Source organism: Synechococcus sp. WC10meta (genome assembly GCF_047461475.1).
This window is the reverse complement of record NZ_JANSHF010000003.1, coordinates 79,818-99,541: the sequence shown is the minus strand read 5'-3', so window position 1 is coordinate 99,541 and position 19,724 is coordinate 79,818. Positions and strand designations below refer to the sequence as shown.

16 protein-coding genes are annotated in these 19,724 nt (G+C 60.6%); 10 read left to right on the top strand and 6 right to left on the bottom strand.

The window, feature by feature from the left end; all coding sequences use genetic code 11:
* Positions 1 to 139: 139 nt before the first annotated feature.
* On the top strand, positions 140 to 1,072 hold the full coding sequence (nadA, locus tag NW804_RS02650) for a quinolinate synthase NadA (protein ID WP_414394741.1): 933 nt from the start codon (positions 140 to 142) through the stop codon (positions 1,070 to 1,072).
* Positions 1,073 to 1,111: 39 nt separating this feature from the next.
* Positions 1,112 to 2,620, top strand: coding sequence for an L-aspartate oxidase (locus NW804_RS02645; RefSeq protein ID WP_414422793.1), 1,509 nt, complete (start codon positions 1,112 to 1,114; stop codon positions 2,618 to 2,620).
* Here NW804_RS02645 and gndA read toward each other — a convergent pair.
* The 3 genes from gndA to tnpA form a co-directional block, all read right to left on the bottom strand.
* Entirely contained in the window at positions 2,617 to 4,026 is a 1,410-nt protein-coding gene (gene gndA / locus NW804_RS02640; RefSeq protein ID WP_414421028.1) for an NADP-dependent phosphogluconate dehydrogenase, read from the bottom strand. The two genes, NW804_RS02645 and gndA, sit on opposite strands and share 4 nt — an antisense overlap.
* Positions 4,027 to 4,116: 90 nt before the next feature.
* Positions 4,117 to 4,644, bottom strand: coding sequence for a pentapeptide repeat-containing protein (locus NW804_RS02635; RefSeq protein ID WP_414422792.1), 528 nt, complete (start codon positions 4,642 to 4,644; stop codon positions 4,117 to 4,119).
* Between the two features lie 64 nt (positions 4,645 to 4,708).
* On the bottom strand, positions 4,709 to 5,104 hold the full coding sequence (gene tnpA, locus NW804_RS02630) for an IS200/IS605 family transposase (protein ID WP_414422791.1): 396 nt from the start codon (positions 5,102 to 5,104) through the stop codon (positions 4,709 to 4,711).
* 35 nt (positions 5,105 to 5,139) lie between these two features.
* Here tnpA and NW804_RS02625 point away from each other — a divergent pair, with 35 nt between their 5' ends.
* The 5 genes from NW804_RS02625 (at position 5,140) to NW804_RS02605 (ending at position 12,426) form a co-directional block, all read left to right on the top strand.
* Complete coding sequence (locus NW804_RS02625; protein ID WP_099812285.1) at positions 5,140 to 6,243, top strand: RNA-guided endonuclease InsQ/TnpB family protein; 1,104 nt, start codon at positions 5,140 to 5,142, stop codon at positions 6,241 to 6,243.
* Positions 6,244 to 6,319: 76 nt separating this feature from the next.
* Entirely contained in the window at positions 6,320 to 7,513 is a 1,194-nt protein-coding gene (gene larC, locus NW804_RS02620; RefSeq protein WP_414422790.1) for a nickel pincer cofactor biosynthesis protein LarC, read from the top strand.
* A gap of 115 nt (positions 7,514 to 7,628) precedes the next feature.
* The gene (locus tag NW804_RS02615; protein WP_414422789.1) at positions 7,629 to 9,623 is read left to right on the top strand and encodes an ABC transporter ATP-binding protein/permease; all 1,995 of its coding nucleotides are present in this window, start codon (positions 7,629 to 7,631) and stop codon (positions 9,621 to 9,623) included.
* 117 nt (positions 9,624 to 9,740) lie between these two features.
* Positions 9,741 to 11,522 carry an NADPH-dependent assimilatory sulfite reductase hemoprotein subunit gene (locus tag NW804_RS02610; protein WP_414422788.1) on the top strand — a complete coding sequence of 594 codons (1,782 nt, stop codon included), beginning with the start codon at positions 9,741 to 9,743 and terminating at the stop codon, positions 11,520 to 11,522.
* Between the two features lie 112 nt (positions 11,523 to 11,634).
* Entirely contained in the window at positions 11,635 to 12,426 is a 792-nt protein-coding gene (locus NW804_RS02605; protein WP_414421024.1) for a tetratricopeptide repeat protein, read from the top strand.
* Between the two features lie 54 nt (positions 12,427 to 12,480).
* Here the strand turns inward: NW804_RS02605 and NW804_RS02600 are convergent, their stop codons facing one another.
* Positions 12,481 to 12,840, bottom strand: coding sequence for an STAS domain-containing protein (locus tag NW804_RS02600; RefSeq protein ID WP_414421023.1), 360 nt, complete (start codon positions 12,838 to 12,840; stop codon positions 12,481 to 12,483).
* Positions 12,841 to 12,946: 106 nt separating this feature from the next.
* Here NW804_RS02600 and NW804_RS02595 point away from each other — a divergent pair, with 106 nt between their 5' ends.
* The 3 genes from NW804_RS02595 to lgt all read left to right on the top strand — a co-directional run bounded on the left by NW804_RS02595 (position 12,947) and on the right by lgt (position 16,258).
* On the top strand, positions 12,947 to 14,161 hold the full coding sequence (locus tag NW804_RS02595; protein ID WP_414422787.1) for a glycosyltransferase family 2 protein: 1,215 nt from the start codon (positions 12,947 to 12,949) through the stop codon (positions 14,159 to 14,161).
* A 193-nt stretch (positions 14,162 to 14,354) separates the two neighbouring features.
* The gene (locus tag NW804_RS02590; protein WP_414422786.1) at positions 14,355 to 15,047 is read left to right on the top strand and encodes a response regulator transcription factor; all 693 of its coding nucleotides are present in this window, start codon (positions 14,355 to 14,357) and stop codon (positions 15,045 to 15,047) included.
* Between the two features lie 74 nt (positions 15,048 to 15,121).
* Positions 15,122 to 16,258 carry a prolipoprotein diacylglyceryl transferase gene (gene lgt / locus NW804_RS02585; RefSeq protein WP_414422785.1) on the top strand — a complete coding sequence of 379 codons (1,137 nt, stop codon included), beginning with the start codon at positions 15,122 to 15,124 and terminating at the stop codon, positions 16,256 to 16,258.
* A gap of 8 nt (positions 16,259 to 16,266) precedes the next feature.
* Here the strand turns inward: lgt and NW804_RS02580 are convergent, their stop codons facing one another.
* Together NW804_RS02580 and NW804_RS02575 are read right to left on the bottom strand one after the other, a co-directional pair.
* The gene (locus NW804_RS02580) at positions 16,267 to 18,201 is read right to left on the bottom strand and encodes a tetratricopeptide repeat protein (RefSeq protein ID WP_414422784.1); all 1,935 of its coding nucleotides are present in this window, start codon (positions 18,199 to 18,201) and stop codon (positions 16,267 to 16,269) included.
* Positions 18,202 to 18,222: 21 nt separating this feature from the next.
* On the bottom strand, positions 18,223 to 19,704 hold the full coding sequence (locus tag NW804_RS02575; RefSeq protein WP_414421018.1) for a site-2 protease family protein: 1,482 nt from the start codon (positions 19,702 to 19,704) through the stop codon (positions 18,223 to 18,225).
* Positions 19,705 to 19,724: the final 20 nt, after the last annotated feature.

Here is a 19,724-nt window from a genome sequence, read left to right as displayed (position 1 = left end):
CTGCCCTGGCGGGGGCTGCTTCTGATGCTAGGCTAGATGAATAGCCCAAGCCCAGCTGCGGGGCAACGCTTTGTCTAGGATTTTTTGGCAGGCAGCCTGGCAAAGGCAGGATCTGTACTCGATGGCCGGCCTAGATAGGATGACAGAAGCAACCCTTGTGCAGGAAATAGCTCGGCTCAAGCGAGAAAGGCAGGCGGTTATCTTAGCCCACTCCTACCAACTCCCCGAGGTGCAAGAGGTGGCGGACTTTGTGGGAGACTCGCTGGGCCTGGCCCGTGAGGCGCAGAAAACGAACGCCCAGGTCATCGTCTTTGCGGGCGTCCACTTCATGGCCGAAACGGCAGCCATCCTCAACCCGGAAAAGACGGTGCTGCTGCCGGATCTGGAGGCTGGCTGCTCCCTAGCCGACAGCATCCGCCCGGAGGATGTGCAGCGCTGGAAAGAGGCCAACCCAGAGGGCCTGGTGGTTGCCTACGTCAACACCGCTGCCGAGATCAAGGCCCTAGCCGATGTCTGCGTAACCAGCGCCAACGCCGTTCAAGTGGTGGCTAGCCTGCCGCCGGATCGCCCCATCTTTTTTGTGCCGGATATGTTCCTGGGGGCCTATGTAGCCCAGGCAACGGGGAGGGAGCTGGATCTATTCCCCGGCGAGTGCCACGTCCATGTCGGCATCCGGGAGGAGCACCTCAAGGCGATGGCAGAGAGGCACCCAGAGGCGGAGTTCCTCATCCACCCCGAGTGCAGTTGTGGCTCCAGTTGTCTATTTCTCAAGCCGGACGCCAAGCTCCTTTCTACCGAGGGGATGGTGCGTTATGCCAAAACTTCGGCCAGCCGCGAGTTTGTGGTCGCCACCGAGGTGGGCATTCTCCACCGGCTGCAAAAAGAGGCCCCCAACAAGAGGTTTATCCCTGTCAAAGCAGACGCCGTCTGCGAGTACATGAAAAAAATTACTCTGGAAAAGATCTATCGCTCCCTGCTGGAGATGCGCCACGTGATCCAGGTGCCAGAGGCGGTGGCCGAAAAAGCCCGCAAGTCCCTCCTGGCCATGCTGTCGGTGCCGGCGGGAGCCTAGAAGGGGGGCGCCCTGGTCGAGGGGCGGTTTTGTCCAGTGGTGTCCACGCCTTTCTCAGCGGAAACAGACCTCTTGATCCTGGGAGCAGGGGTGGCAGGAGTCTATGCAGCCCTGTGGGCGGAAGCGGAGGGGGCCAGAGCCCTGGTGGTGAGCAAGGATCCCCTCCCCTCGGGATCCACCCCTTGGGCGCAGGGGGGGGTGGCTTTTCCGCTGGATGCGGCGGATGTGGAGGCCCACCTCCAGGACACCCTGCAGGCAGGCCGGGGCCTGGTGGAGACCGAAGTGGCCCGCTCCATTCTGTGGGAAGCGCCCCTTCACCTAGAGAAGCTTTTGTCCTGGGGGCTCCCCTTCCACCCTGAGCCAGTGCGGGAAGGGGGCCATTCGCGGGCGCGGGTACGCCATCTGGGAGGGGATCGAAGTGGGCTATGGCTTCTCAGAGGCCTGCTGGCTCGCCTGAGCAAGCCGCCTTTGGAGGGCTACACAGCCCTCAGCCTTTTGATGGCAGGGGAGAGAGTGGGAGGAGCCCTGCTCCTCGGGCCGGAGGGCTTTCTTCAGGTAAGGGCGGGGGCGGTTCTCCTGGCTACAGGCGGGTTTGGCAGCCTCTTCCCCCTCTCCACAGCTCCGCCGGGAGCTACTGGCGATGGCATGGCCCTGGCCTGGCGAGCAGGGGCCATTCTCAGGGATCTCGAGTTTGTGCAGTTTCACCCCACCGTTTTGCCCAATGGAGCCCTGGTCAGTGAAGCCGCCCGAGGGGCAGGGGCCGTGCTGCTCAACGCCTGGAGGGAGCGCTTTATGCCTCGCTATGCGGAGCTGGGGGATCTAGCGCCGCGGGATGTGGTGGCCCAGGCAGTGTTCTGGGAGCAGCAGCGGACGGGGGGAGTTTACCTGGACCTCCAAGCTGTGCCCCATCTGGAAGAGCGCTTTCCTACCGTTGTTGCCTCTGCCCGCGCTTTGGGGCTGGATCCCAAAAGAGAGCCCCTGCCGGTTGCTCCCGCTGCCCACTACGTCATGGGCGGCGTGCGAACGGATGCCTTTGGCTGCACGGGCCTGCCGGGCCTCTACGCGGCGGGGGAAGTGGCTTCTACGGGCCTGCACGGGGCAAACCGTTTGGCTTCCAACAGCCTCTTGGAGGGGCTGGTCATGGGCAAGCGGGCTGCCCTAGTCGCCCTACGGGACCTCCAGGATCCACCGCGGCAGGTGCAGGCTCTACCGGTGCTGACGGCGCCGCCCTCTCTGCTTCCCAAGCTCAGGCAGCAGGTGGGAGAAGCGCTAGGCGTGGTGCGGGAGGGAGAGCGGCTGCGGGCTTTTCTGGCTTTTGCAGAGGCCCTACCCCTGGAGGAGAAGCCCTGGGCCAGCCGGGAGGAGGTCGAGGCCGGGAGTTTGCTGCTGCTTGCCCGCCTGGTGGCGCAAGGGGCTCTGTTGCGAGAGGAAAGCCGCGGAGCCCACTTCCGCAAGGATTTCCCCCAAGAAGGAGAGCCTTTCCATACGGAAGTGCGGGGCTTTACGGTTAAGCAGACACCCCTGGGTCTAGGTGGGGCTTCCCTCTAGGCGCTCCAGGTGTGGTGGAAAACCCCCGGCCTGTCGATGCGTTCAAAGGTATGGGCGCCGAAGAAATCCCGCTGGGCCTGGGTGAGGTTTTGGGGCAGCTCAGCAGTGCGGTAGCTGTCGTAGTAGGCCAGGGAGGCGCTGATGGCCGGGATCGGGATCCCCAAAGCTGCCGCGGTGGCCACCACCCGCCGCCAGGCTCCCTGCCGTTCCTGGATGGCCTGCTTGAACTCCTCATCCAGAAGCAGGTTGACCAGCTCCGGATCCCGCTGGTAGGCTGCCTGGATTTTGCCCAGGAGGCGGGCGCGGATGATGCAGCCCCCCTTCCAGATGCGAGGGATCTCGCTAAAGGTGTAGATGTAGCCGTGGGCAACGGTGGCTTGCCGGAGCAGCGCCATCCCCTGGGCATAGGAGCAGATCTTGGAACAATAGAGAGCGGCGCGCAGATCCTGAAGGAAGCGGCCGGGATCCCCTTCAAAGGTGGTTCCTGGCCCTTGCAACTGCTTGGAGGCGGCCACCCGCTCTTCCTTCATCGACGAGAGAATGCGGGCCTGCACTGCCGCCTCGATGGTGGGCACTGGCACCCCCAAATCCAGGGCGTCCTTGACCGTCCACAGGCCCGTGCCCTTCTGGCCTGCCTTGTCCAAAATGAGATCCACCAGCGGCCTGCCCGTCTCCGCATCCAGCGTCCCCAAGATCTTGGCGGTAATCTCAATCAGAAACGACTCCAGCTCCGTCTCGTTCCAGGCTTGGAAGATCTCCTGCATCTGGGGTGCCGAAAGCTTTAGCCCCCTGCGCATGAGGTCGTAGACCTCGGCAATGAGTTGCATGTCGCCGTATTCGATGCCGTTGTGCACCATCTTCACGTAGTGCCCGCCCCCTTTGGGCCCCAGGTAGGTGACACAGGGGCCGTCCGGCCCTTGGGCGGCAATTTTGGTGAGGATGGGCTCCAGTAAGTGGTAGGCTTCCAGACTGCCGCCAGGCATGAGGCTAGGGCCGTTGAGGGCGCCTTCTTCCCCGCCGCTCACCCCCATGCCGACAAAGTGGATCCCAGTAGGCTCCAGGGCCGCAGCGCGCCGGTCGGTGTCGCTGTAGAGAGAGTTGCCGCCATCGATGAGGATGTCGCCCGGCTCCAGCAGCGGCTTGAGCTCGTCGATGAGGGCATCCACCGCTGGGCCTGCCTTGACCATGATCAAGATTCTGCGGGGCCGATCCATTTGTTGCACCAACTCCGGCAGGCTGTAGGCGGGGGTAATCTGTTTGCCCTGGGCTCGCCCTTGGATGAACTGCTCGGTTTTGGAGCGGGTGCGGTTATAGACGACAACTGGAAAGCCGTTGCGTTCGACGTTGAGGGCCAGGTTTTCCCCCATCACCGCCAGGCCGATCACCGCAAAGCTGGGCTTGCTCATGGCTGAGGTACGATCAATGCCTCACCCAATCTAAAGGTCAATCCGGCTGGCGAGGGTCAGGGATCCTGTTTTCTTCACCTTTGCCAGCTTTCAAGGACAGCCGAGACTTGCGCGAGTGGAAACTCCGGTTACGGGATGGGATCCCTCTGCCCGCTGGCACAACTGCCGCAGGGCTGCCCGATCCACATAGGCCTCGCTGAAGTCGGCGCCGGCAATCTGAGCCCCTTCCCAAACGGCCCGCGCGGCGATCGCTCCCCTGAGGTTGGCTCCTCGGAGGTCGGCACCCGCTAGGTTGGCCAGATCCAGCAGGCTGTTGCTCAGATCCGCCCCAGCCAGGTTGGCCCCCGCCAGATTGGCCTTGGTGAAGACCACGCCGGTGAGGTTAGCCCCGTGCAGGTCGGCACCCTGCAGGTTGGCGCTGACAAAGCTGCTGCCTCGCCAATCCTGACGCGACAGATCCTGCCCTCGCAGATCGGCGTTGTTGAAGTTGAGGCGAGTCTGGCCGTTCGCCGCCGATCCCCACAGACCCCACAGCAGCAGCGTCGCCGCCAGCAGGATCCCCAGGGGGATCCGCATCTGGGATCCCCTCTTGGCTTTTGCTGCCTCAGGACGCTTCAAAGCGCTCAACTCCTTCCGCAAGTTCTTATCATTATCAGAAAATCTAGGTCTAGAACCCTGCCCTCTAGGGCAGCTTTTCTTGGTTTTGGATGTAGGCCACTAAGAGATGCAGAGGGGCACCCCCAACACTAGAAGCCAAGTAGCTGGGACTCCACAAGGCATTCTTGCCGTAAGGTTTAGGTAGTTTAGCTTGCCCGCACTTGCGACTCGAAACTCCCTTCAGTGCATTCACCATTTGAGAGATAGACCACTTGGGCGGGTAGGCAATTAGAAGGCGGACGTAGTCTGCCTCGCCGTTAAACTCCAAGACCTCAAAGTCCATCTTTCGGGCAACACTCTTAAACACCTTCGCAATCAAGTTTAAACTCTCTTGAGTGAGTATCTTTCGCCTGGATTTGGTGACGAACACCAGCTGAGCCTGCAGACTGGAAACACTGTTGCGGTCTCTCCTTAATTTCATGTGCTATCCTGAACATGCCAACTTGGCTCTAGCCCATGAAAGCTCGATACAGGTATAGGTTCTACCCCACAGACCAACAGCGGCAGAAGCTTGCCAAGTTGTTTGGCTGTGTCAGGTACGTCTGGAATGAAGCCTTAGCCCACTGCCAAGCCGTTGGGAAGTATCCAGGGTACAACGCTTTGGCCAAGCGCCTAACCGAGCTCAAGCAATCGATTCCGTGGTTGGGCGAAGTTTCAAGTGTTGCTTTACAGCAATCTCTCAGACATTTGGACAAAGCTTACCAGCGTTTCTTTGCCCAGGAAGGAGGTGCGCCGCAGCTCAAAAAGAAAGCAGCCAAGCAGTCAGCAACGCTAACTAGGGGAGCTTTTTCTATCAACGGTAAGCGGGTTTACTTGGCCAAGGTGGGAGCCATTAAGCCTATTTGGAGCCGACCTTTGCCGAGTACCCCTAGTTCCGTCACTGTAATTAAAGACACTGCCGAGCGTTACTTTGTCAGCTTTGTGGTGGAGACGGAACCTGTTAGCATCCCTGCTCGCTCACCCAGTATTGGAGTGGATTTGGGGATTAAGACCTTCGCCGCCACAAGCGATGGGGCCAAGTTCCCCAGTCCCAACTATAGGCCTCTGTACAACCGTATTGCCCAGCTGCAAAAGCAGCTTGCCAGGCGGGTGAAGGGATCCCATCGGTGGGAGCGAACCCGGCTGAGGATTGCCAAGCTGCACAACCGCATTGCCGACATGCGGCTCGACTTCCTGCACAAGTTGTCAACCCAGCTCACAGTCGAAAACCAAGTCGTGTGCTTGGAAGACCTCAACGTTAGCGGGATGTTGAAAAACCGTCGGTTGTCCAAGGCGATTAGTCAGCAGGGGTGGCATACCTTTCGGGCTCTCTGTGAGGGCAAAGGTGAGAAGTACCAGAGGGAAGTGCGCCTAATCGACCGGTGGGAGGCTACAAGCCAGTACTGTTCGGCTTGTGGCTGGCACTGGGGCAAGTTGGATTTGGCTACCCGTGTGGTGGTCTGCGACGGTTGCGGGGCAGTGCATGACAGGGACGTCAACGCTGCCAACAACCTAAAGCAAGTCGGGATGGGGCATCGCCCGACTCTAAAACGGACGTGGAGACTGCGTAAGACTGGCTAGCCAGCAGCAGTCTGTGAAGCGTCAAGAATCTCTCGCCTTTAGGCGAGGGAAGTATGTCAAGTCAACATGCTTTGGTATGAAAGTAGCTTACTTTGACTGCGCAGCGGGCATTGCCGGCGACATGTGCCTGGGGGCGCTGCTGGATTGCGGGGTGCCCCTGGAGTATCTCAACCAGCAGCTCCAGGCCTTGGGCATCGGGGGGGAATACAACCTGCAGGTGAGTCGCGTGCAGCGCTGTGGGCAGCCTGCCCTGCAGGCGGTGGTGGAGGTGCTGGACGGATCCCTGCCCCCTCGCTCCTGGTTGGAGATCCAGGCTTTGATTGCCGGATCCCACTTGGCCCCTGCGGTCAAGGTCCGCAGCCTCAAGGTTTTCGAGAAGCTGGCCCAGGCGGAGGCAAAAGTTCATCAGGTTCCCCTGGAAAAAGTGCATTTCCACGAGGTGGGGGCTGTCGATGCCCTGGTGGATATCGTCGGCACCTGTGTTGGTCTCGATTGGCTGCAGGTGGAGCAGGTGATCTCTTCTCCCCACCCCATTGGCGGCGGCTGGGTCAGCACCGAACACGGCCAGCTAGCGGTGCCCGTGCCGGCGGTGATTGAGCTGTGGGAAATGGGGCGTGTGCCAGTGTTCAGCAACGGCGTGGAAGCCGAGCTGGTTACCCCCACCGGGGCAGCCTTGGCAGTGGCGCTGGCAGAAGAGTTTGGGCCTTGTCCACCGCTGCGGCTGGAAAAAGTGGGGCGGGGGGCTGGCAGCCGTGAGCTGCCCATTCCCAACATCTTTCGCCTTTGGATTGGTCAATCGCAGGGGCATGAGCCGACCGAGATTGTCTCGGTCTTACAAACCCAGATTGACGATCTCAACCCTCAAGTCATTGCCTACACCTGTGAGCAGTTGCTGGCCCTCGGTGCCTGGGACGTGTTTACCCAGCCCATCACCATGAAGCAGGGACGACCAGGGGTATTACTGACGGTCATCTGCCCGCCGGATCGCGTGCTGGAGTGCCAGGATCTCCTCTTCCGGGAAACCACCACCCTGGGCATTCGCCACTCCCTGCAGCAGCGCACCGTCCTGGAGCGGCGGATCGAGCGGGTGGAAACTCCCTACGGCCTGGTGGACGTCAAGGTGGCCTGCCACCACGGCCGCATCGTCAACGCCCAGCCGGAGTTTCGCGACTGTGTGGCCCGCGCCCAAGAGTTCCGCGTGCCGGTGCAGACGGTGTGGCTAGCGGCTCACGCGGCATGGCAAAAGCGGCTGCAAGGGGATCCTGCCTAGCCAGTCGGACTTGCCAGCTAGAGAAGTTGCTCCTGCTGAACAGAGATGGGGATCCCTGGCCTGCTAGCCTGGAAGATGTTGTAAGGCTCCCACGCTCTTGCCGACGGCTGCCAACATGGACTCCCAAACCTATCAGTTTAACTTCGACCGCAAACTTTGGGACCGCTTTATCACCGTAGCTCAGCCATATTTTTACCCGAGGGTGCGCTATGGAGGCTGGATTTTCTTTGGCCTGCTAGCAGCATCCATGGTGTTTGTGGTTGCCCTCATGTTCTTTGTCGAGATTGGGGTAACCCTGGTTGGAAAGGCCCTTTTTCCAGAGTTCTTCCGAACCCTAGCAGCAGGCTTGGTCGAGCAAACAGAGAGAAACCTAGCCTCGCCAGTGCTATGGGTGGCAGCAGCCAGCTTGGCCCTAAGCAGCCTGGCGTTTGGGGTGGTATGGAGGCAGATCCATCGGCGCTGGTTGCAATGGGTGCTCCTTACCTTTTTGCTGTTTCTGTCCCTAACAGTAAACCGGCTCAATGTAATGATTAGCTTTATCTTTCGTTTTATCGACACTGCCCTGCAGCAAAAGGAAGAGAGCACCTTCTGGCAGTTTTTGATCATCTACGGGGTGTTGATTATCTCAGCCATTCCCATCTTGGTGATCTACCGCTATACGCGGCTAAAGCTGGGCCTGTTTTGGCGGGAATGGCTAACCGACTACTTCCTGGATCGCTACTTTGACCGGCGGGCCTACTACGAGCTGGATTCCAACGCTGCCAACACCGAAATCGATAACCCTGACCAGCGCATTTCAGAAGACGTTCGCTCCTTTACTGGCACCACCCTTTCTTTTTTGTTGGATATTCTCGACTCAATCCTCACTCTCTACGCCTTCACTGGCATTCTCTATAGCATTTCCCGCGTGCTGGCGATAGGATTGGTTATCTACGCTACCATTGGCACTGGCATTGCCGTTTTGGCTGGTCGCAGGCTGATTAAAATTAACTTCGATCAACTGCGCTACGAGGCCGACTTTCGCTACAGCCTAGTACACGTGCGAGACAACGCCGAGTCCATTGCCTTTTACCAGGGCGAAAACCTAGAGCTAAGACAGATCCTGAATCGCTTCGCTGCTGCCTTGCGCAACTTTAATTTGTTGATCATTTGGCAAGCAATTATCGATATCTTTCAGTACGCCTATAACTACTTTACCCGCATCGTTCCCTATGTGATTGTGGCTCCCCTTTACTTCAGCGGCGTGCGGGATTTTGGCACCATCACCCAGGCCACCATTGCCTTTAGCCAGGTGCTGAGCGCCCTTTCGATTGTGGCCAACCAGATCCAAAGCATCTCCAGCTTTGCCGCCGGGATCAACCGCCTGGGATCCTTTTACGAAGCTTTGGAGGATCCGGCCCTGCGCCAGCTGCGTCCTCGAGAAAGCGCCATCCAAACCCGCATTGCCCCCCACCTGGCGCTGCAGCATGTTACTTTGCTTACGCCCAATTCGGAACGAACCTTGGTTCGGGATCTGTCCCTAAGTTTGGAGGCAGGCCAACGGCTATTGATTGTGGGGGTCAGCGGCAGCGGCAAGAGCTCCCTGCTGCGAGCCATTGCTGGCCTGTGGAGCAACGGCCAGGGATCCATCGCCCGTCCCGACACCGGCGAGATGCTCTTCCTGCCCCAGAAGCCCTACATGCTCCTGGGATCCCTGCGGGATCAACTCCTCTATCCAGGCCGTCGCCGGGATCTGACCGACGAGGAGCTCCTGCAGATCTTGGCCCAAGTTAACCTCGCTGACTTGCCGGAGCGGGTGGGCGGCTTCGACGTGGAGAAAGATTGGGCCAGCACCCTCTCTTTGGGCGAACAGCAGCGCCTGGCCTTTGCCCGCATCTTAATTACACGGCCCCGCTACGCCATTTTGGACGAGGCCACCAGCGCCCTGGATGTGGCCAACGAAAAACTGCTCTACCTGCAACTGCAACGCCTCAACACCACCTACGTCAGTGTCGGCCACCGCCCCACCCTCCTGGCCTACCACGACCTTGTCTTGGAGCTGCAGGGCAACTCTGCCTGGAAACTCTGGTCGGCGGCAGACTACAGCGCCCGCTTGGGGCTGGCCGGCTAGAGCTTTGAGGCCGGCTGTAAGCGCTACAGCAGGCTGTGGAGAAGCCAAACTGGACGTTGCTGGCAAGAGGTGATACCCTGTTTCACAGGTATTCCGACCGGATTACTGGGGAATTAGATGACCTCCTCTGCCACCTCCGAAGCCAAGCGCTCCAAAGTAGAGCACATCAAGGCTGAAAGCAACTTTCTGCGGGATCCCTTGCAGCAGGAGTTGGCCCAAGACACCACCCACTTCAGCGAAGCGGCGGTGCAGGTGCTCAAGTTCCACGGTGTCTACCAGCAGGACGACCGGGATCTGCGGCAGCAGCGAAAGCAGGAGGGACTGGAGCGGGCCTACCAGATGATGCTGCGCACCCGCATTCCGGGGGGGCATGTGCCGCCACAGCTCTATTTGACCCTGGATCGGCTGGCCGATGAGTACGGCAACGGCACCTTGCGCGCCACCACCCGACAAACCTTGCAATTACACGGGATCCTGAAGAAAAATCTCAAGGCCACAGTGGCCAGCATTATTCGGCAGATGGGATCCACCCTGGCTGCCTGTGGAGATGTCAACCGCAACATCACGGCGCCGGCTGCCCCCTACAAGAACCGGCCTGCCTACCGCTACGCCCAGGAGTATGCGCGCAAACTGGCAGATCTCCTGGCGCCGAAGACCTCTGCCTACTATGAGATCTGGGTAGATGGGGAGCCAGTTCCCATCCCGCCGGTGGATCCGGAAGTCCGGGAAGCCGAGCAGTTTGTCGGCAATGGGGTAAGGCTGGAAGGGCCGGAGCCTCTGTATGGCCCAGTCTACTTGCCCCGCAAGTTCAAGACCGCCATCACCGTGGCTGGAGAGAACACGGTCGATATCTACGCCCAGGATCTGGGCCTAATTGTGCTCACCGACCGCAAGGGCAACCTCAAGGGCTTCAACATCGTGGTGGGCGGAGGGATGGGGCGCACCCATGGCAAGGAAGAGACGGAGCCCCTTTTGGCCCAGAAACTCTGCTTTGCCCCGCCGGAGACGGTGTATCGGGTTTGCCAGGCGGTCTTGGCCGTGCAGCGGGATCACGGCAACCGCTACGACCGCAAGCAGGCGCGGCTGAAGTATCTTGTGCGCGACTGGGGGATCCACAAGTTTCGCCGCGTGGTCGAGCAGTACCTGGGGGAGAAGCTATTGCCCTTCCGGCGCATGCCTAAGTTTGTCCCCAACAGCGACGACTACCTGGGCTGGCACGAGCAGGGGGATGGCCGTTGGTTTTTGGGCATCTCTATTGAAAATGGCCGCATCCAAGATACGCCGGAGCGGCAGCTCAAAACGGCACTGCGCAAGATTGTGGAGGAATTTTCTCTCCACCTGCGGCTTACCCCCACGCAGGACGTGATCCTCATCGACATCGAGGAGCACCAGCGAGAGGCCATTAACCAGACCCTCAAGTCTCATGGAGTCCCCTCCAAGGAGGAGATCCCGGAGCTGGTGAGGCTTTCCATGGCCTGTCCGGCGCTTCCCACTTGCAGCCTAGCCATCACCGAGTCGGAGCGGGCCCTGCCCAGCTTGATTCGCCAGTTGGATCAGGTGGTGCAGGAGCTGGGGCTACAGGACTCGCCCTTTTTGGTGCGCATGACCGGCTGCCCCAACGGCTGTGCCCGCCCTTACTTGGCGGAGCTGGGATTGGTGGGATCCGCCCCCGATGGCTACTACCAAATCTGGCTGGGGGCTAGCCCGCGAGGGGATCGCTTGGCCCAGCCGTTTCAGGATCGGGTGCATGTTAGCCAAATTGTGCCCCTGATGCGGATTCTCCTGCAGATCTACAAGCAGGAGCGCCAGCCCCAAGAGCGCTTTGGCGACTACTGCCACCGGGTGGGGATCCCCTACCTGCAGGCCCAGGTGCAGCAGCTCCAGCAGGTTCAAAGTTAAGGGAGCTGCCCTTCATGGAGGTCAAAACGAGTTCCTAAGTCTAACCGAGAGGCTGCTGGGCTTCCAGAGGAGCGAATGATAGAGTACAGAGAGATTCTGTGCGAGCTCCTTCATGCCTCAGTCCAAACCTGACAAATCGCCCCTCCGCAAATTCCTAGAAGCCCTAGTGGCGGTGGTCGGCCTAGCGATATTCTTGGGCTTCTCCTTTGGTCCTATCCTCCAGGCACTGGGGCCTTCAGACTCGCAGGACACCGCTAGCTTGGTTACCGAACAACTGCGGGCCCAGGCGGATGGCTATCGCGCCGTGCTGGAACGGGAGCCGGACAACCCCATTGCCCTGCGGGGACTGGTCGACACGCAACTACAGCTCAACGAGCCGCAAGGGGCAATCGAGCCGCTGAAGAAGCTAGTGGAACTGGAGCCGGAAAATCGGCAACTGCGAGCCTTTTTGGCTCAAATTCAGCGAGATACGGGAGATTTTGAAGGAGCATTGGAGCAGCTCCAAATCCTCTACGACAAGGATCCCAAAGACGGCCAAGTGCTGCAGCAGTTAGTGGAGGTACAGCTAGCCCTGGGCCGCACCTCTGAGGCTATTGCTCTGCTGGAGAAGCATCTGGAAGCAGCGCCCGCAGATCGCGAGGCCCGCTTGCGCTTGGCTTTCGCTTATGCCCGCAACGACCAAACGGAAAAAGCCACAGCCCTCTACGACGAGTTAATTGCGGAGGATCCCAGTGACTATGCCCCAATCCTAGGCAAGGCGATGGCCCTTAGCTCCGCCACTGACGAAAACCTACGGGCAAAAGCCCCTGAGCTATTTGAGCAAGCAGCCCGCCTGGCCCCGCCCAAGGTGCGGGAGGAAATCCGGCAACAGGCCAAGCTCTATGCCCAAAGAAACCAGCCTTAGGCTGTAGAGAGTCAGGGGACTGCTGCCTGAGGATGTAGGTAGCAGAACTTGCAACTAGCCGTCCCCCTTATAGGCGTCGGAGAGATTCTTGAGAGCCACTTCCACCGACGGATAAGTCTCGAAGAGAGAGTCCAGACGGGTAACCTTGAGAACCAGCTTGGCTCGTTCTCCTAGGCCGCAGAGCTTGAGATGACAGTCGGCGACGGCGCAGGCGCGTCTTGCCCACACCAAAGCCGAAACCCCCCTGCTGTCGATCCGCGTGACCTGGCTCAGATCCAGCAAGAGGTGCTTGGGTTTCTTGGCGAGAATTTGACTCAGCTCTTTCTGCACCAAAGCACGCTCCAGCTGTCCTGCAGGAAGCTTGACGAGGGCGACAAGGGATCCCCCGGGGCTAAGCTGAGTGGAAACATCCACAAGGGGCTAAGAAAGAAAAAGCCGAGGGCAAGGGTCACATTGATTCTGAACCAAAGCCACCGGCTTGGGCCTTGCTGGGCAACTTGGAGGTAGGAAGGTAGCTCTAATGGATACGCACGCGATCCCGATGGAGGATGCGGCTGCCTTGGGTTTGTTGGCCCTACAGCTGCCGATGGCGGCGGTGTTGCTGGCCCGGCTGCTGCCCTCTCTGTGGCGTCCTTCTCCTCTCCCTCCTGGTCAACCGGGGATCCCTTTTCCGCCGGGCCTGGTCAGCGTTTTGCTGCCCACCCTCAACGAGGCCGAGCGCCTGGATCCCTGTCTGGAAGGGCTGCACCAACAGGGATCGGTCGTGCGCGAGGTACTGGTGGTGGATAGCTGCTCCCAGGATGGCACCCGCGAAAAAGTGCTGCAGATGGCCAAGCGGGATCCCCGCTTTCGCCTCTTGACCGACGATCCCCTGCCCAGCGGCTGGGTGGGTCGTCCCTGGGCGTTGCACTACGGATTTCTCCATGCGGATCCCGCTTCTGAGTGGATCTTGGGCATTGATGCCGATACCCGCCCCCAGCCGGGCTTGGTGGAGCGCTTGCTGGAAACTGCCCAGGCCAAAGGGCTGGATCTCCTCACCCTGGCGCCGCAGTTTATCCTGCAGCACTGGGGGGAAGGCTGGCTCCAACCAGCTCTTTTGGCAACCCTAATTTACCGCTATGGAGCGCCAGGGGACACTGCTACCCTGCCAGAGCGGACGATGGCCAATGGGCAGTGCATGTTGGTGCGCCGCTCGGTGCTAGAAGCCATGAACGGCTACACGCTGGCGCGGGCCTCCTTCTGCGACGATGTCACCCTGGTGCGGCAGATTGCGGCAGCCGGCTTTAGGGTAGCTTTCTGCAACGGTCGGCACCTGCTCAAGGTGCGCATGTACACTTCTTTGGCCGAAACTTGGCGGGAGTGGGGCCGATCCCTGGACTTGAAAGATGCCACTCCTGCAGCCCAACTGTGGGGGGACATCGCCCTACTTGTGCTTACCCAAGGGATCCCAGTCTTGGCGGTTGGGGGGCTGGGGATCAAAGCTGGGCTGGGGTTCCCCTTTTCCCTAACGGAGCAGGTGCTGCTGGGTCTTAACCTGGGCCTAGTTGCCTTGCGACTGGGAGTCCTTGTGGGCATTCGCGGCTCCTACCAAGATCCCCCCTGGACGTTTTGGGCTTCGCCGCTGGCGGATCCCTTGGCCGTCCTGCGAGTGATCCTGTCGGCCCTCAGCCGGCCCCGCTCTTGGCGCGGGCGCACCTACTCGTCATCAGCCGAGCGTAGGAGGAGTGGGGGTTAATCTAAGTGTTCGCCACCCTCGGTTTCGGGGATAGCTGGGAGATCCTGTAGCTGCAGCAAATCTCTCCTTCAGGCAGCAGCCGCTTGTGGGACACGTAGCTGGCGCAGGCTTCACGTTACCCCGCCTGTCAATCCCTACGGCTAAGGTATGCTGGTGGGCAGGGAGCCGATTTCCCGCCTCTTCTGGAGAGAATATGCCCGAGCCGGAATCCTCCTCTGCCCACATTCTGGTGATCGAAGATGAGGCCAAGTTGGCCCGTTTTCTGGAAACTGGGCTGACCTATGAAGGGTACCGAGTCAGTGTGGTCGGCGATGGCACGGCGGGGCTAGCGGCAGCCCGCACCCAAAACCCCGACTTGGTGCTCTTGGACTGGATGTTGCCCGGGATCTCGGGGTTGGAAGTTTGTCGCCAGTTGCGCTTGACGGGCAACCGCGTGCCGGTGGTGCTAATGACGGCTAGCGATGAGGTGGCAGCTCGGGCGGCAGCACTGGAGGCTGGGGCGGATGATTATGTCGTGAAACCCTTTAGCCTTCAGGAGTTACTGGCGCGGATACGGATCTATTTGCAGCACCCCAAGGGATCCCCTAATGGCCAGTTGGTGTTCATGGATCTAACGCTGGATCCCGTGACACGGGAGGTGAGGCGGGGAGAGCGCCAGGTGGAGCTGACCGCTAAAGAATACGAGCTGTTGCGCTACCTCATGGAACATCCCCGCCAGGTGCTCACCCGCCAGCAGATTCTGGAGCATGTGTGGGGGCACGACTTTGCAGGCGACTCTAACATCATCGAGGTTTACATTCGCTACTTGCGTCTTAAGATCGAAGCTCCAGGAGAGAAGCGCCTCATCCAGACGGTGCGCGGGGTAGGCTACGTGTTGCGAGACTAAGAGCGCGACCGGAAAATTCGTCCTACTGGCGCGGCGTGGAAGCTAACTGCTGGAACTAAGTTGGGGGATTGGGGGTGCAGAGCGTGCTGGGGATGAATCTGCGGGGTACTGAGCTGCTAGGCCTTACTTTTAGCTCGCCCGGAGAATTTGTCTTCCGCTTTCCCCCCAGCACTCCCCTGGTGGGCGGGCTAGGTTTGCGCTGGTACGGCCTGCTGATGGGCATTGCCGTGTTGGTTGGCCTAATCCTGACCAAAGCCCTAGCGGAGGCCCGTCACCTCGAGAAAGAGCCAGGCAAGGCCGGCGAGCGGGTTGAAGCTCTGGCCCTGTGGCTAGTGGTGTCGGGGTTTCTGGGCGCCCGACTTTACTACGTCCTCACCCATTGGTCAGAGTTCCGAGACAACCCCCTCTTGGCCTTCGCCATCTGGCGGGGAGGCATCATCATCCACGGTGGGATCCTGGCGGGGGCGCTTGCCCTTTACCTCTATTGCCGCGCCACCGGGATCAACGGGTGGAAGTACGCCGATGTGATTACCCCCGGCTTGATCCTAGGCCAAGCCATTGGGCGCTGGGGCAATTTGTTCAACTCCGAGGCCTACGGTGCCCCCATTCCTCCTGACAGCAGTTGGCCTTTGCGGATATATATCCCTCCCGAGGCCCGCGAGCCGGAACACAGCCAGTTTGAGTTTTTTCACCCCATCTTCTTTTACGAAAGCCTCCTTAACCTGGTTCTGTTTGCCCTCTTGATGGGGATGTTCTGGCGCTTTCCCAAGCTTAAGGATGGCACTTGGGTCTGGACCTATGTCGTCGGCTACAGCCTGATTCGCATCCCCTATGAAATCTTACGCGTGTCGGCGGTGGCCTATCTGCCGGGAACTTCCGTTAAGGCTGCCTATGTGGCCAGCGCCGTAGGCCTAGTGCTCGGGATCGGCATGCTAATCTACATGTACCGGCTGCGCTTTGATCCCGACCTGGAACAATTAGCCGCTTGGCTAGCCGAACAAGCGGGGCTGGAGCTGGAAACAGCCGCAGACCTTGTGCAGCGGGCCTGGGCCATCCAGCAACAACATCGCCGTGCTGACTTGCTGGATCGCGTCACCCTAGCCATGCCCCATTTTTCCAGCGCGGTTGCTCCCCACCTCTCTTTGGGCCAGCGGGAGCTATTGATGCGGCAACTGCTCTGCCGTCTGGAAGGTCGGGACTCCGGCCAGTAAACTCCCCCTCAGCTCTTCAGAGTTTGCAGCCATGCTTCCAGGGCGCGGATGGGGGCGGGATCCCGGTAGACCCGTTCCTGGCGGGCTTTTACCTGCCGGCCCACTTTCTCACGCCAGCGGTCGTCCAAGCCCAGCCGCACGGCAATCTGAACGTACTCATCCAGGCTAGAAGCAATGGTTTCGTGGAGCTCCATTTGCTGCAGGATGGCGTAGGTATGGCGGCCCCGCATCAGGGATCCCGGCAAGGTAACAATGGGCAGGCCGTGGGGCAAGGCTTCCAGGGTGGTGTTGCCGCCAGACCAGCCGATGCTGTCTAGGTAAACATCCCCCAGGGCGTTGTAGGCGGCATATTCGGCGGGCGAGAGCTCCGGCAGCAGCAGCACATAGTCTTCGGCGGCCAGGCCGTAGGCGCGGAAGGCTCGCTGCAGCCGTTGCCAAAAGCGCTGGCGGATCCCTTGGGAAAGGCGGCCCTGGAGGAATAGGAATTGACACCGCCCCACCTCCCGGGCAATGCGGGGGAACACCTCGTCGTATTGGGGCAGGTATTTGAACAAGGATTGGGCACAAAGGTAGAGCACCCTGTCGGGATCCACCCCCCAGGCCTGCCAGTCCACAGAGGCAGGTGCAACCTCCGAGGGGATGTAGTAGGTGCCGAGGCCAGGCAGGAGCAGGAGCTGCTCAGTGTAGTGGCTGGCCCCGTCCGGCGGTTCCATCAGCTCGCTGCTGATGAAGACATCCATTGTTGGTAGACCGGAAGTTTGGGGATGGCCCCAGGCCATGGCCTGTACCGGCGCCAAACGCAGGGCAGCCAGTTGAGCGCAGACCGGGTCGATGCCCACTTCTGGGTAGAGGAGCACGTCCAGTTGGGCCTCTCGAATGACTGCCTGCCACTCCATTAAGCTGCGGGATCCGGCCACAAACTGCTCAAAGCGAGAGGGCAGGGAGCGCGTGATCTCGTCTTGGATGGCCGAGGTGTGGAAGCCGTAGAGGGCCACTTGGGAGCGATCCAAAGCTTCTACCCAGCCGCGAGTTAGGATCTTCCAAACCGAGTGATCCCGGAACAGGCCGGAGACGATGCCTACCCGAAGCCGCCCAGGACGTCGCTGCCGGGGAAGGGAAGGCTGGGGGTAGCGAGCCGCCATGACCTCCCCCACTAGGGATCCGTACAGTTGCTGCAGCTCGCGGTCGTTCTGGCCCTGGTAGGGCAAAAAGAAAGGCTGGACAGAGCCGACGCCGGCAGCCGCTTGCTCCAGGGTTTCTGGATCCCGCGGCAGTTGCTCCCAGCGGGCCTTGACCTCTTCTAGGGCCTGGCGGTAGCGCTGGCGAGCGCTTGCTATCTGTTCCGGGGCGTCGTAGAGCAGGGGCAACTGGCTGACACACCAGCCCAGGGCGGCGGCCAAGTCGGCTGGATCCGCTTGCCAGAGTTGGTAGAACAGCTTGGCCGCTTCCTCCTCTTGCCCGCAATCGCGCAACAAGATGGCCAGGATATGGGCAGCATCGGTAAAGCCCGGCTGCAACTCCAGAGCCTGCAGCAGCGGCACCAGCGCCGCCTCCCACTCCCCCTGCTGCCGTAGCACCAGGCCTAGCTGGTACAGGACCTCTGGATCCGGCCCCCCCTGCTCCAACGCCTGCTGGAGGTGAGCTTTTGCCTCCTCCAGGTAACCTACCTGCTTGAGGGCAATTGCCAGATTGTAGTGGGCGTCGGGAAACCACGGCTGCTGCGCCAAGGCCTGCTGCATCAGGGCAATGGCTTCCTCCAGGACTCCCTGCTGCTGTCGGCAGACCCCCAAAAGGTGCAGCGCTTCCGGGTGGGCGGGCCGGGCCTGCAACACCTGTTGGTAGAGGGAGATGGCCTCTTCCAGTTGCCCCCGCTGGTGATGGTGGACAGCCTGAACCCGCAGGGCCTGCAGGTGCTTTTCTTGGTCCTCTCGGCTGGGGCCCAAGCCTTTTCCTGGCAGCGACATTTAGCCGTTGGGGAGGTTGAGGAAGCCCGCCAAGGCGGGGGCAATTGGCAGCAGGGTCATCACCATCAAAAAGAGGGCTAGCAGCGCCAAGGCATCCCGCTGGCCGTCGGTTTCCGTAATCTCATCTTGCGGGGGACGCTCCGGCTCACGAGCAATAAAGAGAATGAGCAGCGCCCAGTAGAGGGCCAAGACGTTGCTGATGGCTGCCACGGCCAACGCAATGAGGGTAATCACCGTGGCGCGGGCTGCTGTCTTACGCCCATACACGGCCTGCACAATGCGACCCCCGTCCAACTGGCCAGCAGGCAGCAGGCTCAAGGCGGTGATGGCCAGCCCAATCCAGCCCACGGCCACGAAGGGGTGAATGGGCACCAGCTCCGCCTGCAGCTGGGATCCCAGCACCAGCCGCGCCAGGGTGCCCACCAGGATGGAGCTGCGAAAGATCTCCGTAGGCACGTACACGCCTCCAGCGCCCGAGAGCTTCAGGCCAACCAGCAGCACCACCAAGGAAAGGAGGCCGCCCGCTGCTGGTCCAGCAAAGGCGATGTCGAAGAGGGCCTTGCGGTTGGGAACCGGCGATTGGATGCGGTTTAGGGATCCCAGGGTGCCAATCCCTAGGCTGGGGATAACAAAAGCGGGGCTGAGGCGCACCCCATACCTGCCGGCCATCCAGCGGTGTCCGGTCTCGTGCACCAGCAAAATGGCAAAGATCCCAGCTGCCACGGGCAGAGCTTCCACCCAGCGCCCTGGCGCCTCCAACAGCCGGAAGCCCAGCAAGTTGGCCCCCACCTCTAGGGTGGCCAGAAAGCTAGCTAGCATTAGGCCTGCGGCCAGAATCTGGGCTCCCCTCGAGGCGCGGTAGTTAACTATCTCGTCTGGCAGAACCACCACCGCCGGCTTTTCCGAGGCATCCTCGACCAAAAACAGTTGGTAGCGGCTGCCCACGCGCTCTTTGAGCTTTTCCACCAGTAGGGGTACGACCACCTCGGCGTCCCCGCGGAGGTTGCCCTTAAAGATGGCCCCCTCCCCATAGGGGATGGTTTCAGTAACAAAAAAGGTGTCCAGGCTGAAGATGGACTGAATAGCTTGCAAATCCTCGGCGGAGATCTTGCGCAGAAACCCTGCTGGCTCCGCCGCAGCCTGGGTCGACGCCTCTGCTGCCCCTTCTGGTTGCCCCTCTAAACTAGCCAACTGCTGTCGCCGCGCTTGCAGCTCCTGCTGGGCCAACTGGCGGGTTTTGCGCCCCACAGCAATGTAGAGCCCCGTAAACACCAGCAAGAGCAGCAAGAAGCCGGCAAAGTTGAGGTAAACCCCCACCAGCAGCAGCCCCAGGAAGATCACCCACGGCAAAAGGAGCAGGGATCCCTGCAGCCACATCCAGACGGCTAGGGATCCCCGCCGGCGGGCTCGCCAGAAGCCCCAACCCAAAAAGGCCAGCGTTCCCAGCAAAAAGAGCGGTGTAATCTCAGCAGCAATGTTCATGGCTGACCTAGCAAGGCTGT